At 42.6% G+C, this 17,147-nt stretch carries 11 protein-coding genes; 4 read left to right on the forward strand and 7 right to left on the reverse strand.

All coding sequences use genetic code 11. From position 1 onward, the window contains the following. Positions 1-7 precede the first annotated feature (7 nt). A complete protein-coding gene (locus tag FKN88_RS14580; protein WP_306687608.1) occupies positions 8-2,248 on the reverse strand; it encodes a hypothetical protein in 2,241 nt (746 codons plus the stop codon). A gap of 352 nt (positions 2,249-2,600) precedes the next feature. Beyond that, positions 2,601-3,932 (reverse strand): MBL fold metallo-hydrolase RNA specificity domain-containing protein, encoded by a 1,332-nt coding sequence (locus FKN88_RS14585; RefSeq protein WP_306687607.1) that lies wholly within the window; start codon positions 3,930-3,932, stop codon positions 2,601-2,603. A gap of 383 nt (positions 3,933-4,315) precedes the next feature. Here FKN88_RS14585 and FKN88_RS14590 point away from each other — a divergent pair, with 383 nt between their 5' ends. Together FKN88_RS14590 and FKN88_RS14595 are read left to right on the forward strand one after the other, a co-directional pair. Beyond that, positions 4,316-6,832 carry an ExeM/NucH family extracellular endonuclease gene (locus FKN88_RS14590; protein WP_083797801.1) on the forward strand — a complete coding sequence of 839 codons (2,517 nt, stop codon included), beginning with the start codon at positions 4,316-4,318 and terminating at the stop codon, positions 6,830-6,832. A 43-nt stretch (positions 6,833-6,875) separates the two neighbouring features. Then, complete coding sequence (locus FKN88_RS14595) at positions 6,876-7,778, forward strand: endonuclease I family protein (protein WP_306687606.1); 903 nt, start codon at positions 6,876-6,878, stop codon at positions 7,776-7,778. A gap of 216 nt (positions 7,779-7,994) precedes the next feature. Here FKN88_RS14595 and FKN88_RS14600 read toward each other — a convergent pair whose 3' ends face one another. Further along, positions 7,995-8,693, reverse strand: coding sequence for a GntR family transcriptional regulator (locus tag FKN88_RS14600; protein WP_040905672.1), 699 nt, complete (start codon positions 8,691-8,693; stop codon positions 7,995-7,997). Positions 8,694-8,994: 301 nt separating this feature from the next. Between FKN88_RS14600 and FKN88_RS14605 the strand changes: the two genes are divergently transcribed. Both FKN88_RS14605 and FKN88_RS14610 read left to right on the forward strand, forming a co-directional pair. Further along, positions 8,995-10,611 carry an alpha-glucoside-specific PTS transporter subunit IIBC gene (locus FKN88_RS14605; protein ID WP_306687605.1) on the forward strand — a complete coding sequence of 539 codons (1,617 nt, stop codon included), beginning with the start codon at positions 8,995-8,997 and terminating at the stop codon, positions 10,609-10,611. Between the two features lie 124 nt (positions 10,612-10,735). After that, positions 10,736-12,073: a 6-phospho-alpha-glucosidase gene (locus FKN88_RS14610; RefSeq protein WP_115152557.1), complete on the forward strand. Its 1,338-nt coding sequence runs from the start codon at positions 10,736-10,738 to the stop codon at positions 12,071-12,073. Between the two features lie 157 nt (positions 12,074-12,230). Here FKN88_RS14610 and galU read toward each other — a convergent pair whose 3' ends face one another. The 4 genes from galU to FKN88_RS14630 all read right to left on the reverse strand — a co-directional run bounded on the left by galU (position 12,231) and on the right by FKN88_RS14630 (position 17,030). Beyond that, positions 12,231-13,061 carry a UTP--glucose-1-phosphate uridylyltransferase GalU gene (gene galU, locus FKN88_RS14615; RefSeq protein WP_217557522.1) on the reverse strand — a complete coding sequence of 277 codons (831 nt, stop codon included), beginning with the start codon at positions 13,059-13,061 and terminating at the stop codon, positions 12,231-12,233. A 225-nt stretch (positions 13,062-13,286) separates the two neighbouring features. Continuing rightward, positions 13,287-14,291: an NAD-dependent epimerase gene (locus FKN88_RS14620; protein ID WP_306687604.1), complete on the reverse strand. Its 1,005-nt coding sequence runs from the start codon at positions 14,289-14,291 to the stop codon at positions 13,287-13,289. 142 nt (positions 14,292-14,433) lie between these two features. Next, positions 14,434-15,600 (reverse strand): nucleotide sugar dehydrogenase, encoded by a 1,167-nt coding sequence (locus tag FKN88_RS14625; protein ID WP_306687603.1) that lies wholly within the window; start codon positions 15,598-15,600, stop codon positions 14,434-14,436. 416 nt (positions 15,601-16,016) lie between these two features. Next, entirely contained in the window at positions 16,017-17,030 is a 1,014-nt protein-coding gene (locus tag FKN88_RS14630) for a sugar transferase (RefSeq protein ID WP_306687602.1), read from the reverse strand. Between the last annotated feature and the right edge of the window lie 117 nt (positions 17,031-17,147).

Here is a 17,147-nt window from a genome sequence, read left to right on the forward strand (position 1 = left end):
CACCTAGTTAGAATAATGATTCAAACTGGCCATTGATATAACGGACCACACTGACAGAATTACGTGGTGCATCAATACTAGCCACTTGTTTATTGCCAACTTTTATCGTTCCTACCACTTGTCCCTTATCATCTTCACGTAAATGAGCAATTGCTTGACCATTAGAGAGTTCAACGTTTAATGGCTCATCTTTCTCAGTATTGATTTGAGTTTTTAACGTCAATGATTGCTGGTTATAAACAATGGTGCCATTCAGATTCAGCAAATCAAACGCTGGGCGAGAGGCTTGTAAGCTAACTTTCGCGAGTTGTGGGTTATCTGGATTAACTTTACTCTCTAAGCTCACTAATAGAGAACCACGCAGGAACTGCGTTGCCGTCTCTGACTTAATGTCATCCAAGCTTGAACCCGGTAGCGCAAGATCACTTCCTTTGCTAACCTCATAGTTATAACCCTCACCCCATTGCCATGCTTCACGCATACTGGTGAAATAAACCACACCGTTGGGATTATCGAGAGCAATACTTAAAGAAGTATCTAATGTTTGGTCTTGATAGTCTAAACGAACCCCTAAGTTAAAATCGAGGCTACGCGCGCTGAAGGTTTCTTCATCAAAGTTCTCCGACTGGCCTTGCTGTTCCGTCGATGTGTGTGAAGAAGAGTGCTTACCTTTTATTTCAGGTTGGTTAGCGGTAAATGCAATACGCCCCGTTAATAACAAAGGATTTTCTTCTTTATCCTTAGCTTTAAGGCTGATTTCATTCAACGCAAAATGCAATTTTTCAGCTTTAAGCATCCATGTTTCGCTAAAGTCATGATCGCCCTCTGAAGCTTCGTGCTCCCAACTCTCTTGCGAGACAAACGACACCACCTCAGCTTTACCACTGGCAGCTTCCAGTTCAACCGAGCCCTGTTTTATCCACAATTCAGAAATAGTCAGATTAATAGCAGCACTGTCATTAATCGAACCGCCTTGTTCGGTTTCTTGCTCATCCAAAACAAGGCTGGCTGAACCAGAAACGACCAGCTTCACCGTCTCTGTATTAATCGTATAGGTATCGCCTTGCTGAGTGACCTGCCAATCACCCGCCTCTTCAACCAATTGATCATCGATTTTATGGGCGATAGACATGAGCGCAGAAGTCAATGTTTCAAAAGTGGCTGTCACATCATCTTGTAATAAATCAGGGATCGGATCTAGGCTGTCACCTAAACGAATAAATCCTTCTCGCAGTGCCCCCTCCTCTTGAGTGGCGTCGTACACAGTGCGAACTTGCTTAACTAACGCTTTAGCCGTAGTAATCTCATCCGTTGCAGTCGGCGGGGTAATCTTTGGTGGGGAGCCTTTAGCATCGTCAATTTTTTGTACGACATCTTCTAACTTAAGATCCACATTTTCATCTTTAGAAAGTTCAGTAACCACAGTATTAATGACTGAAGAAGCACCGGTTAGTAAAGCTTTACGCTCCTCTTCCCAAGTATTGGTCTCTTCACCATCCACTGAGCTAATTAGATTATCAGCCAGCGTAAATAAATTATCTAAATTCGGTTTTGTATCTGCAAATGCTGCAGACAGCGCAGCAACTTTGAGAGACTCAACATCACCAGCATCCGCTGCAGCTTGTATCGCCGCCGCGTCCGTTAAATCGACAGCACCTAACGACATCACTTTTTGTGCATCAAGCCCGAATAATTGAGCCATCACACTGCGGCTACTATTTATCACGTCAAGGTTGACTTCTTCACTGCCGCGTGAGGCACGAATAGTATGTTTAGCGATCGCATCAGTGATACTGGTCATGTGGGCGGTTATTGAGTCTGCATCAGAGGCGAGAATCGAGATGAGTTTAAAATCATTATCAACATCCATCCACTCACCGAGGGTTTTACCCTCATCAAGACAAGCCTGATAGTCACACTTCATTTGCGTGATAATGTCAGGATCATCATGTGAGGTCAGCACAAACAGTAGCGCTCTATTTTGAGGCAAGCCACTGAAAGTATATTGACCACGCTCATCGGTTTTAGTGCTACCTAGCACATCGTCATTCGGACATTGCTGTTCAGTAACATTGGCGGCACTAGCCACACAAACTTTCACTAAACCATCGCGAACTAAACCTTTATTCACCACACCAGAGACTTTTGATTGACTCTCAGGAGTCACTTTGGAACTGCTACTTCCACCACCACAGCCAACCAAGGCAATGGAAGTAAGAATAGCCGTTGCTAATAACGTTCTGTTCATTCCATGTATTCCTATATTATGAGGTTATCCATAGAACAGACCACCCGCCTGCTCAGTCACAAACCCTTACCATTAGTTACAGGTATGCTCAATGTTAAATTATAGGCCACATGAATAAATCAGAACAATTTAATTGTGAATTTAGTATGAAATGAAAGTTGAAACGAAACATAAAGGACCGAAGGATCTAGGTTCTATGATAAACGAAAACCTAGAACCAATAATGAAGATCATTACATAGACTCAAAAAATCAGCGGCCAAGATCTGAATACCGTATACAACAGAATAGTAAACGAAATTTACGGCCCCTAGGATCCGGAAGCTTGTGTACCCCACACTCCAATGTTATATCTAAATTCTAACCTCTCCCCTATAACCGATAATTTCCAACGCTTTAGCAAAACCTTGCTTAGCTGAACGTTCACCGTGAATCAAATGTATTTCCTGTGGTGGTTGGTCGATGCCTTTAATAAACGCGAGTAATTCAGATTGATCCGCGTGGGCGGAGTACCCCGATATGACATGAATACTGGCTTTCACATCAATCTCTTCTCCATCAATACAAATCGATTTTTCGCCTTCGGCAATGGCTCGACCTAGGGTTCCCTGCGCTTGAAACCCTGCAAAAATCACATCGGTACGCTCATCCCCAAGCAAGGCTTTTAAATATTCAACGATTCGTCCGCCTTGGCACATCCCCGATGCGGTAACCACAATCGCGGGCGCACCGGTTGAGGCGAGACGATTGACTAGCGCCTGATGAGTACGATAATCACTAATTTGTATGCACTGATCGAAAACCAGCGGATGACGATGCATCTCTAAACGCTGCTTGGCCTCTTCTCCCCATAGTGTTTTGAAGCGGCGATACGATTGGGTGACTTGTTGAGCCATCGGTGAATCAAGAATAATCGGCAGATCGGCATCAATTTTGTGCTCAAAAATCAAGCGTTCAATATCAAACAATAGCTCTTGGGTACGGCCAACACTGAAGGCGGGAATCAAAATCGTGCCGCCATTTTCTAATGAGCGTTGGATGATTTCGCGTAACTTCTCAGCGCGACCAGCCACATCGTCATGATTACGGTTACCATACGTTGTCTCAATGACAAGATAATCGGCGTGCTGTGGTGATTGGGGATCAGGTAATAACGGAGTATTGCTTGGCCCTAAATCGCCTGAAAACACTACCACTTCACCGTTAGCTAAACGAAGCTCAACATAAGCGGAACCTAAAATATGCCCAGCAGGTTGAAAACGAAGTTCAAGAGTAGCGGACTCCGGACGACGGCACTCGATCGTTAACCAATCGCCATAACAAAGAGGACGTAACCGTTGTTTTATGGTTTGCAAAACTTGCTGAATTTGCCCGCGATTCAGGCCCAATTGCAATTTAAGCCCATCTTCTAACATTAATGGGATCAATTCTGCACTGGCTGGCGTACAATAAATCGGCCCGGTAAAACCGGCAGCAAGCAACCACGGTATACGGCCAATATGATCAATATGAGCATGAGTCACAATCAGTGCATCGATATGCTCCACCGGAAAATCCAACTCAATGTCTGTCGCATCTTTACCTTGAAACAGCCCACAATCGATCAGTACCGCTACACCATCGACGCGCAACTCGTGACAAGAACCGGTGACAGTATGTTTACCGCCATGATGAAGTATTTGCATATCCTTTGCCTTATTCACAAACCCAATAAGCAAACACTAGCATAATGAATAAAAAAACAAGATGGGGAGAAAAAGAAAATTCGAGGCAGTTGGCAGGAAAAGATAGTAACAGAGTGGGATTTTCTAAAAACTAATTTAGCCTTCATTATTTTTGATAATAAATAAAACTCAAATGTAAAGGCATAAAAACAAAAAGCAAACGATAACTCTCTCAAAAAACAAACATCGTTAAAAATAATTACAATTAATGTTTAATTAGTGATCATCCATATATATAAACTGATTAACCATTTTTAAATATTATAAGTCCAACACTAATCACAATGATAATTTTAGTATCGTTTAAAATATTGATATAAATTGCAGCTTATAGATATGAGTTTATGATGAATAAAGTAAATATAGTCGCACTTGCAATAATGTGCGCATTACCAGCCCATAGCCAAATAATCATTTCAGAAACAACTGAAGGTTCAGGAAACAACAAAGCGATAGAACTCACTAATATTAGTCAAGAAAATATCAATCTTGAACAATACACGCTAAGAATTGCCCATAATGGTGCACAGGACTGGAGCAGTAGTACACTCAGTCTTCCTATTACCGTTATGCAGCCTTCACAAACCTATGTAATTGCTCATTCTCAAGCAGATCCAGAATTATTAGCACTGGCCGATCTACAAGATACTCGCGTAACAACCTTTAATGGCGACGATATTGTTGGCTTATTTCATCAACAGCAACTGATTGATATTGTTGGAACACTCGGTATTCGTGAAGACTTTAATAAAGATACATCATTACGAAGAATTAACGTTCAATCCTCGACCACCTTTAAACCTGAACATTGGCACAGTACAGGAATCATCAACGATTGGAGTCATATCGGCACTCCACCGAAACTGGATAATCAAGAGATACCACCAACGATCCCACCAATCACCGCTATAGATACAACTATCATGGATCTACAAGGGGACGGTTGGGCCTCACCTTATACGGATCCAGCTAATGGTAAACTTGAATCTGATGAAGTTTTTCGAGTTAATGGCGTGATTACCCATATTCAAACTAATAGCGACCTTGGAAAGGATCTACCAATTGGATTTTTTATACAAGATGAATTTGGTGACAATAACCCGCTGACTTCTGACGCTATTTTCGTTCAGGGCCTCGTACAAGGCTATTCGATTGGCGATAAAGTGACTGTTACAGGAAAAGTGATTGAGCAATTTGGTTCAACCCAGTTAGTCCCTACTGGTAATATCACAAAAATATCGTCCGGCCATAATATCGAACCGACAACCGTGACCAGATTACTATCTGATCGCTATTACGCCGAAACCCTTGAGCGCCACGAAGGGATGTTGGTGCGCTTTACCGATGATTCAAATATGTACGTTTCACGTAGCTTTGCTTTCGATACCGGCCCTCAGCGCTATAATATGGTGCTAGCTTATCAACAACCTAACATTCATCCTCATCAAAATCATTTACCCGGCAGTAATGAAGCGATCCGTCAAGCCGATTGTAACCTAGACCAACGATTGGTTGTCGAAGCAACCCAAACAGGAAGCAAACATCAACCGATAGTTTGGTATCCCGATTTTGCAAAAAACACTAACGGTATTGAGCAGAATTTGATCTCAATTGGCGATCGAGCCTCGAACATTGAGGGGATCATTGGTTACTCTCATTCTGATTATCGTTTATATGTCACTAAACAAGCCAATTCAGAGTCATTCACTCGACAGATAAATAGCTCTGATCCCGTCATTAATGAAGGTAATATAAAAATTGTCACCTTCAATACCGAAGGATTGTTTATTTCCCACCTTCACGGTAATAACAATCCAGCGGTCGATAATCATAGTCAAACTGGATTTGTGACTGGTGGAGCTAAAGATCAAGCCGATCTTGACTTACAAATTAAAAAATTAACGGCTGCCATTCACACTATGAATTCCGATCTAATTGCACTCTTACAAGTCGAAAATAACGGTTTTGAACAGGGCTCCGCTATTGATTATTTACTAACGAAAATCAATAAAGGCCAAGAGAACAAACAGCATTATCAAGTCGCTAAATGGAACGCCAGCAATCAAGATCACTACGTAGGGAATAATCCAACCGCAAGTTATATTCTTTATCGGCCCTCTGTTTTCAAGTTAAATGATCTTGAATTATTAACAATGCCAAGCGATGACAAGCAAAGCATCTCCATGAACGAGACTGTTATCGCAACATTAAACATTCACTCTAAAGAAAACCCCATAGAGCTAGTTGTGGCCGCTGTTGACCTAGTCAATCGCGATCAAAACTGTCATGGTGACACGACTCAACAAACGACTCCTTGTGACCAATTACGCCAACAAGCCAGCCAAGCAATTATTGAAGCGATGAGTAAGAAAACTGACCACCAGTTAATTCTGGGTAGCCTACACGCTTATCCAAAAGAAAAAGCAGCTCTCGTTTTTAGCCCAACGGAGCTAAATTCATACGTCGATGCTGTTGCGATCCGAGATAGAAACTCTGAACGGTATTCTATTGAACGCAACGCTGAATCAGGTCGAGTGGACTATATTTTCATGTCAACTTCGCTGAGAGATAAATTCGTCGATTCTGCACCTTGGTCAATTAACTCAGCTCAATCTGCACTGTTAAATTATCAATCTGGGATGACATTTGACGAAACCAATTGGTACCGCTCATCTTCCCACGATCCGATCCTTTTGACGCTAAACCTAGCGCTTAGCTCAAACAATGATCTTGGTGATGATTCAGAGACAGGTACACAACCTGATGCTGCTGAAAATAGTAGCAGTGGGGGTGGCCTTGGTTTGTTCAGTTTTTTACTGTTATTGCCATTGTTACGCCGCATACGCAATCAACAAGCCTAATGCCGTTTAAACTCCATCAGAATCAGAATAAGAGATACAAATAATGAAAAAGCTATTGTGCATCGCCTTAATGGTTAGCTTTAATGCCAGTGCCAAGTATATTGAAGCTCATCACCCTCATGTGATGCAGCCATTTTCTTCGACTTGCATCATCAATGCTAAACCGACGCCTCCTGAAAATTCGGATATTTTTAATCCTAATGGCTACTATAATGCGGCCTTGGAAAAAACGGGCGATGAATTAAAGCACGCCTTGAATACAATCGTCTCCGCCGGTCATATTCGTCTGCAATATACGGATAATAGTAATCTTCAAACACCAGATGTTTGGCGAGCATTAATGATCACCGATGAAGACCCATATAACTCAGACAACGTGATTTTACTGTATACAGGACGATCACAACTAAAAACCCAACGCACAGGACAAGGCGATTTAGGGCGAAATAATTGGAACCGAGAACACGTCTGGCCAAGAGCACAAGGAAGATGGAGCAGCAGCTCACACGCTGAGACCGATATTCATCACATTCGCCCCGCAGATGAGGGAATGAACAATGAACGAGGTAATTTTGAGTTTTATGAAGGTGGCGTCGCGACCAATGAATCACCAAGTGTCGGTAATAAAAAAGATACCGGTAAACAAACCTTTGAGCCTCGTGATGAGGTGAAAGGTGATATTGCACGGATGATGTTTTATATGGCGACACGTTATCAAGGTAACGATAATGATGACCTAAAGTTAGACCTCCTCCCTGGATACAATACACCTACGACTAAACTTGGTGATTTATGCACGCTACTCAGATGGCATCAGCAAGATCCCGTTGATAAATTTGAACGTGACCGTAACGAGAAAATTTATGACATACAAAATAACCGTAACCCGTTTATCGACAACCCAAGCTGGGTCGATGAGATATTCTATCATTCAGACTGTCGTTAGAAATTTTCCAGCGGTTATTTGGTCTGATCTGAACATAACTTAAAACTTGGTTATGGAGTACAGAGACAACAACATAAGTCCCTGTATTCCATAATCGATAATCAGAACTAAAAAGCACGATGATATCCCCTTCCTAGGATCTTAGTTTAAAACCTACTCCGTTAGGCTGTGGACATCAAACAGCAAGCTGCACATTATGATTAATGCTATCAATGACTAACGTTTTAAATAATGTTTGTAAGAGTAAGTCTTCGGCTTACTGACGATCTCAGTGTATTCAAACAGCTGACCGTCCGTTAATTTTCCTACTGAAATTAACTTCAATAATGGTGTTTGTTCACTAACCGTTAAACATTGAGCCATATGTTCATTGGGTAAAATGGCTTCAAAATCTTGAATCGCACCATCAATCTTCAACCCTAAGATCTGTTCTAGATAGTAGTACTTAGAGCCTCTCAAATGATTCAGGCTAAGATCTGGAAATAAGCGCACTGGCATATAAGAATCTTCGTAAATCGACAACACCTCATTAATGTACATAAAGCGTCGAATAAAAAAGACTTTTTCATTGCGATCGATCATTAAAGCCTGAGCGACATGATCGGGTGGCGTTATCAAGGAAAACTGATCAACTTCATAACTCAGTTTTCCTCCCGACTCAGCAAGGTATTCTCGATTACTACGCAGATTAGACATAGAACCTGTCATACTTTGACCAATTACCGTTGTTCCAGCCCCTTGGCGTTTTTCGACCATCGCCATTTTCACTAATTCATCTATGGCCTTACGCACGGTAATTCGGCTAACAGCGTACTCTTCAACCAATTTGCTTTCGGTCGGTAAATTATCACCAATTTGAAACTCACCTGAATCAATACGCTGCTTTAGCGCCAACATGACTTTTTTATATAACATTATCTCTCTCCAGCGAGAAAACATCATACACCAAAAAGTAACAAATTAAATACCTATCAACTCGTAGATTTTACTTTTAGCTCGAACTCATGCACAGCAACTACTAATACATTATATATTTATATCTAAATCACAACTTGTAATGATCACTTTGTTTTTTTATTACCAGGATCACAATAAATACATCCTATATTTGTACTATATATATCATATCGGTACATTAACTCTGTCTTAAGGCAATTTACCATTATCTCCCAAGAAGTTGGGGACACATAAATCAATACACTAGAGGGATTTTCCAATGTTAAGTGCAATACAACGCTTAGGTGGGGCAATGTTTACCCCCGTACTGCTCTTTCCTTTTGTTGGGATTATGGTTGGCCTGACGATCGTACTCAAAAACCCAATTTTTGTCGGAGATTTAGCGAATCCAGACGGACTGTATTATCAGATACTGTTTATTATTGAAGAAGGAGCTTGGACACTTTTCCGCAATATGCCACTGCTATTTGCGGTTGGTCTGCCGATAGGATTAGCAAAAACGGCTCATGCTCGTGCTGTGTTGGTGGTCATGGTCTCCTACCTTACCTTTAACTATTTCGTTCATGCCATGGGCTTACAGTGGGGGGCTTATTTCGATGTAGACTTTTCACAATCGATTGGTGGGGTATCCGGACTGACTGATATCGCCGGAATAAAAACCTTAGATACCGGTATCTTCGGAGCGATCATTATTTCAGCCATCGTCACTGGGTTGCACAACCGTTTTTTTGATAAACCCTTACCGGCATATTTAGGCATTTTCCAAGGTACTGCTTTTGTAGCAATCATTGCTTTCTGCATGATGCTACCTGCCGCATGGTTAACCTTATACATCTGGCCTTCTATTCAACACAGTATCTTAGATTTACAAGGTTTTCTTGTAAATTCAGGGGCATTTGGAGTTTGGCTATATACTTTCCTAGAACGAATTTTAATTCCGACTGGCCTACATCACTTTATTTATGCGCCTTTTGTCTTCGGTAATATTGCAACCCCTAATGGAATTTATGTCGACTGGTTTGCTGGCTTAGAAACCTTTAATCAATCTAGCCAAGCGATTAAAGACCTTTTCCCTGCTGGCGGTTTCGCCTTACATGGTAACTCTAAAGTCTTCGGTTGCAGCGGTATAGCTCTTGCCATGTACCATACCGCTAAACCAGAAAATCGTAAAAAAGTAGCCGCGCTACTGATCCCTGCCACCTTAACCGCGGTGTTTGTTGGCATTACCGAGCCCTTAGAATTCACCTTCTTATTTATCGCTCCTTGGCTATTCGCTGTTCATGCGTTATTGGCTGGAACCATGGCGATGGTGATGTATATGTTCGGTGTCGTTGGCAATATGGGAGGCGGACTGATCGAAATCGTCACTGGCAATTGGATTCCACTGCTTGGCAGCCATACTTATATGATGGTGACCCAAACCGCTATCGGACTGAGCTTTACCGTTATTTATTACTTAACTTTCAAATACTTAATCATTAAATTTAATGTACTGTTACCTGGCAGAGATGGCGCTGAACTCAAACTGCGCACCAAACAAGACTTCAACCAAAAACACGGTATTGTCGACAACGGCTCTTCATCAGCCACACCACTACAAGTCCAAGCCATGCAAACCATTGAAGGGCTTGGAGGCATAGACAATATCACTGACTTAAGTAATTGCGCGACTCGCCTGCGTGTGACAGTCAAAGATCCACAACAAGTTGCTAACGCCACCTATTTTATGGAAAACGGTGCTGTGAACCTAGTCAAAAACGGCTGCGCCATTCAAGTGATTATTGGCTTACACGTTCCGCAACTCAGGGAGGCTTGTGAACGAATTATGCAGCAAAGACAAGAAATCACAGATTCAGTCATCATTGCCGCAAGTTAGCTCAAAAGAGCAACAGTGAATACACCCATATACGACATAACCGATGAATAACATGATTTAAAGGAGCGCCGCTATGTGGCGATGCTCAACACAAACACAGACTAATTTAAAAGTGAGGTTTAACATGAAAAAGCAATTCTCTATCGTTATTGCAGGTGGCGGCTCAACATTTACCCCAGGCATCGTGATGATGCTATTAGAAAACCAAGAACGTTTCCCTATTCGTCAATTAAAGTTCTATGATAACTTCGCCGAGCGTCAAGAAGTAGTGGCTAAAGCTTGTCAAATCTTGCTCAAAGAACGGGCTCCGCACATTGAGTTTTCTTACACCACGGATCCAAAAGAAGCCTTTACCGATGTTGATTTTTGTATGGCGCACATTCGTGCTGGCTTGTATGCCATGCGTGAACAAGATGAAAAGATCCCTCTCAAGCATGGTTGTGTAGGACAAGAAACTTGTGGTGCAGGTGGTATCGCTTATGGCCTACGCTCTATTCCAGCGGTCATTGAATTAATTGACTATATGGAAAAATATTCACCGAACGCTTGGATGCTGAATTACTCTAATCCAGCAGCGATTGTCGCTGAAGCTTGTCGAGTCATGCGTCCAAACTCAAAAGTATTGAATATTTGTGATATGCCAATTGGTATCGAAACCCGTATCGCGGAAATTCTTGGTTATCAAGACCGTAAACAGTTTGATGTCATGTATTACGGCTTAAACCACTTTGGTTGGTGGAAAGAGTTTAAAGATGGCAAAACAGGGGAAGATTTACTACCACGCATTAAACAATACATTAAAGAGCACGGCTATTTACCGCCAAGTGCCCTCAATGGTGCTCAACATACGGATGAATCTTGGAAAGAGACGTTTATTAAAGTACGTGATGTTTACGCCCTAGATCCTGAGACGATTCCAAACACCTATTTAAAATACTATTTATTCCCAGACTACGTGGTGGAACATTCAAATAAAGAATACACCCGAGCTAATGAAGTGATGGATGGAAGAGAAAAAGAAGTGTTCACCGAATGCCGCCGAATTATTGCACATGGTACCGCGATTGATACCACTATCGAAGTAGAAGAGCATGCTTCTTACATCGTCGACCTTGCGACAGCCATCGCCTTCAATACTAAAGAGCGCATGTTACTGATTGTTCCCAATAATGGTGCGATCAGCAACTTTGATCCAACGGCTATGGTAGAAATACCTTGTATTGTCGACAGTACTGGGGCAAAACCGCTGCAAATTGGCGCTATTCCCGAGTTCCAGAAAGGTATGATGAATCAACAAGTTTCAGTAGAAAAACTGGCCGTACAAGCTCATGTTGAAGGCTCTTACCAAAAACTATGGCAAGCACTAACACTGTCAGCCACCATTCCTAGTGCTTCAGTGGCTAAAGCCATTTTGGATGATTTATTGGAAGCAAATAAGGACTATTGGACTGAATTAAAATAATCCGTGGTAGGTAATGATTGCTCCTCACTTCCGTGAGGGGCAAGTTAAGTGAAATTCATTAAGTGATTGATTAAACGCTCCCACTCACGTTCTTCATCCCCGCGCAGGCGGGGATCCATTCCGCCGAAAACGCCAAGTGACGAGCGCAGGTGCGAGACTAACCCTTAGCGCCATATAAATTTTCATAACAGTAATTGGTCGCTTCAATGTAGCCCTCAACACTGCCGCAATCAAAACGCTGGCCCTTAAACGTATAGGCCAATACACAACCGGATTTGGCTTGCTTTAACAGCGCATCAGTAATTTGAATCTCGCCACCTTTACCCGGCTCAGTTTGCTCGATCAGCTCAAAAATATCCGGCGTTAAAATATAGCGGCCAATAATCGCTAGGTTACTTGGCGCCGTGCCTGGCTCAGGTTTCTCAACCATGGTATCAACTCGATAAATATCGTCTTTGATCATTTCACCAGCAATCACGCCATACTTATGAGTTTCATCTTCAGGTACTTCTTGCACGGCAATGATTGAGCAACGAAACTGGTTATATAAAGCCACCATTTGCGCTAATACCCCTTGCTCAGGATTAACACATAAATCATCCGCTAACACCACCGCAAAAGGATTATCACCAATCAAAGGCTGGCCGGTTAAAATTGCATGACCTAAACCTTTCATTTCACGTTGGCGGATATAAGTAAAGTTGGCCGCATCAATCAGTGAGCGAATACCGGTTAATAGATTCTCTTTGTTAGTGCCACTGATCTGGTGCTCTAACTCATAGTTTTTATCAAAGTGGTCCATTAAGACATTTTTTCCACGCCCAGTGACCACACACATGTCGGTCATCCCCGCCTGAATGGCCTCATCAACGCCGTATTCAATTAAGGGCTTGTTGACAACCGGCATCATTTCTTTAGGCATTGATTTGGTGGCAGGTAAAAAGCGGGTGCCGTAGCCAGCGGCAGGAAATAAGCATTTTTTAATCATAATAATAACTTACTGGGTAATGGTTAATGGGTAATGGTTAATGGTTAATGGTTAATGGTTAATGATGATAAAGTTTATAGGTCCTAGATCCTAAGAAAAACACCACTCACCATTGTCATCCCCACTCACGTTCGTCATCCCCGCGCAGGCGGGGGATCCAAGTTTTAGTTTTTATCTAGGACCTGCTTTTCCCTAGGACCTAGGACCTGCTTTTAACCTAGGACCTCATAGTTTATAAAACTCGCGATACCAATTAATAAACTCCGCCACACCCTCTTTGACACCAATACGTGGGCGATAACCTGTAGCAGTAAATAAATCTTCGGTATCGGCGTAAGTTTGATACACATCCCCTGGTTGCATACCACGGAAGTTTTTCTTGGCTTCAATCCCCAGTTGGTCTTCAATCGCTTTGACAAATTCCATCAAATTAATTGGCGAGCCATGACCGATATTATAAATCGCGTAAGGGGCTGAGCTGGTCGCTGGCGTGCCAGATTCTACCGTCCAAGCCGCATTGCGAGCCGGAAGCACATCCGTAATGCGTACTACGCCCTCAACAATATCGTCAACATGGGTAAAATCACGCCACATATCACCATGGTTATTAATATCTATGGTTTCGCCCGCTAAAATCTTCTTGGTAAAGATAAATGGAGCCATATCAGGACGCCCCCAAGAACCATAGACAGTAAAAAAGCGCAACCCCGTGGTCGGAATATCGTAAAGGTGCGAATAACTGTGCGCCATTAGCTCATTAGATTTTTTAGTGGCCGCATACAAAGAAACCGGGTGATCGACCGAGTCAGAAGTCGCGAAAGGCACTTTAGCATTTAAGCCATACACAGAGCTGGACGAAGCGTAGACTAGATGGCCCACTTTATTTTGTCGGCAACCTTCAAGAATATTCAAATGACCGACTAGGTTTGAATCGGCGTACGCATGAGGATTTTCGAGTGAATAACGCACCCCTGCCTGCGCGGCAAGGTGAATCACGCGCTCAAACATCTCTTGATCGAAAAGCTGCGCCATGGCAGCGCGATCAGCGATATCTAGTTGGATAAAACGAAATAGCGGGTGCTCAATACGCGCCAGTCTGGCATGTTTTAGATTAACATCGTAATAGTCGTTAATGTTATCAATGCCAACCACATGATGGCCTTGTTCAGTTAATTTTTTAACGGTGGCGCTACCAATAAAGCCAGCGGCACCAGTAACTAGATATTTCATGTTTAAGTCTCGAAAATAATGGTGGAGTTAGGTTTTAGGTTTTAGATACTAGGTTTTAGATACTAGGTTTTAGGTCCTGGGTTCTAGGTTCTTGGATTTTGCTTTTCCCCTAGGACCTGCTCTTCCCTAGGACCTGCTTTCCCTAATCACTACCAAACAAATCACGGGTGTAAACCTTATCGACCACATCCGCCAACTCTTCCACCATACGGTTAGAGACAATCACATCCGCAGTTTGTTTAAACTCGTTTAAATCTTTAATCACCCGTGAATGGAAAAACTCCGGCTCATCGAGTACCGGCTCATAAACCACCACGTCAATACCCTTGGCTTTAATCCGTTTCATAATGCCTTGAATGCTCGATGCGCGGAAGTTATCTGAACCGGCTTTCATGATCAAACGGTAAATACCCACCACTTTTGGCTGGCGCTTGATGATTGAATCAGCCACAAAATCTTTACGGGTACGGTTCGCCTCGACAATCGCACCAATGATGTTATTGGGCACACTGCTGTAGTTGGCAAGTAACTGCTTGGTATCTTTCGGTAAACAATAACCACCATAACCGAATGACGGGTTATTATAGTGGCTGCCAATACGAGGGTCTAAGCCTACACCTTCGATGATCTGACGCGCATCTAAACCATTGGCCTCGGCATAAGAATCTAGCTCATTAAAGTAAGCCACACGCATGGCTAAATAAGTATTCGAAAACAGCTTCACCGCTTCAGCTTCGGTAGAATCGGTAAACAGTACAGCAACGTCTTTCTTTTCAGCCCCTTCAAGCAACAAATTGGCGAATACTTGTGCCCTTTCGCTGCGCTCACCGACAATAATTCGTGATGGGTGCAGGTTATCGTACAGCGCTTTGCCTTCACGTAAAAACTCAGGAGAGAAGAGGATATTATCGCAATTGAGCTCTTGTTTAATCCGTGCTGTGTAGCCCACAGGTACGGTCGATTTTATCACCATCACCGCCTGTGGATTAATCGCCATCACATCGCGGATCACCGCCTCAACCGAGCTGGTATTAAAGTAGTTAGTTTGCGGGTCATAATCGGTGGGTGTGGCAATAATCACAAACTCGGCATCTTGATAGGCTTGCTGCTTATCTAAGGTAGCAACAAAACTAAGCAGCTTATGAGCGAGAAAGTGTTCAATTTCTGCATCGACAATTGGCGATTGCTTTTGATTTAACATGGTGACTTTATGTTCAACGATATCAACCGCCACCACTTGATGATGCTGGGCTAATAACATGGCATTGGAAAGACCAACATAGCCAGTACCTGCTACTGCAATTTTCATTGTTTGTTCCTGGTTTGAAGATATAAAAGGTTATAGTGCCTAGAGAAAACCCACCCCGTCAAGCTGCGCCTGCCACCCCTCCCTAGAGGGGAATTTGATTTAGCGTTAAATGGCTAATTTTGCGATTAATTCATCGCTGACTTTGGCGGACTGATCCGTGATAACCACAGCATTAACTAACACTACGTATGGATTCCCGCCTACGCGGGGTGGGTGGTGCCGAAAATATACCGGAGATATAAACTTTACGGGGCAGAAACCACGGTGGTTTTCATTCCCCTCTTGAGGGTTGCCCGCAGGGCGGGGGGATGCAAACGAATTAGAGACTATAAGGTTTAAAGCTCTAAGATACCCACTCACGTTCGTCCTCCTCGCGCAGACGTATTGTGCAACAAACGCCATCTCTAAGGTACGGGTTATCGCCCCATACCGAATAGAACTGTTTTGACTGTCAATAAAAGGATCTTAATTTCCATTTTCCAGTTTTGATGCTTTATGTAGTAAATATCGTATTTATGCTTCCACATCGCATCTTCAAGTGAAGCACCATAAGGATATTTAACCTGAGCCAAGCCTGTCACTCCTGGTTTAACAGCATGACGAAAACGGTAATAAGGGATGGCTTTTTCAAGATCGGCAATGAAAACTTCACGCTCTGGTCTTGGGCCAACCATAGACATCTCGCCTTTTAACACATTGATTAATTGTGGTAACTCATCAATCCGAGTTTTTCGAATAAATTTGCCCACTCTTGTTACCCGTGCATCGTTTTGTGTTGCCCATTGCGCCCCGTTTTTCTCCGCATCATTGCGCATAGATCGGAACTTAATCACTTCAAATTCGCGGTTATATTGCCCCGTTCTCTTCTGTTTGAAGAACACTGGGCCTGGCGATTCAAGTTTAATGAGTAGCGCAGTGATCAAGCCCACGGGTATAGCCACCAAGGATAATGCAAACACAAAGAGTAAATCGATAAACCGCTTCTCCCAACCGTTTTTACGGTTAGTCAAAATAGAGAACGCCTTTTGATGTAAAAAATACCCACTATGCAGCAGTTCAAGTTCGGTAAAACCGAGCTTGCGGTCACAAAAGCTCACCAAAGGCTCAACCCAGCCGCCAAGCTCCGTTGCGGCAATCAAAAAGCTTTGTTGCTCTGGTTGCAATTCAGAGCTTTTAAAGTGGCATAAGGTTTTGTGTTTGAAATCACGAAGAGAGTAATCATTAATAATCATATGCAATGATGGATGACGTGCCGATAAATGCTCTATCTTGGCTACATCACTATCAGGACAATAGACATAAACGGTATTTTGAGGCATGGCTTGATCTGTTAATGAAAGTTCATCCAAAGCAGAATTTGCCGTATGAGGTTGAACATAATATTCGGTAGCCTGATACTTATGTATCAATATGGTTGTGTTGTTGTTCATGACGTTGTTTCTATAGTAAGTAATAGTAAATTATTTATAGTAGAGTCACTCAATTAGAGTGCTTATAGTAGATGAAAAATCAACCAAGAGCTAGTTAACTCTCTAGGAATAGTTATG

Source organism: Vibrio sp. 2017_1457_13, from assembly GCF_030851525.1.
GTDB lineage: Bacteria > Pseudomonadota > Gammaproteobacteria > Enterobacterales > Vibrionaceae > Vibrio > Vibrio metschnikovii.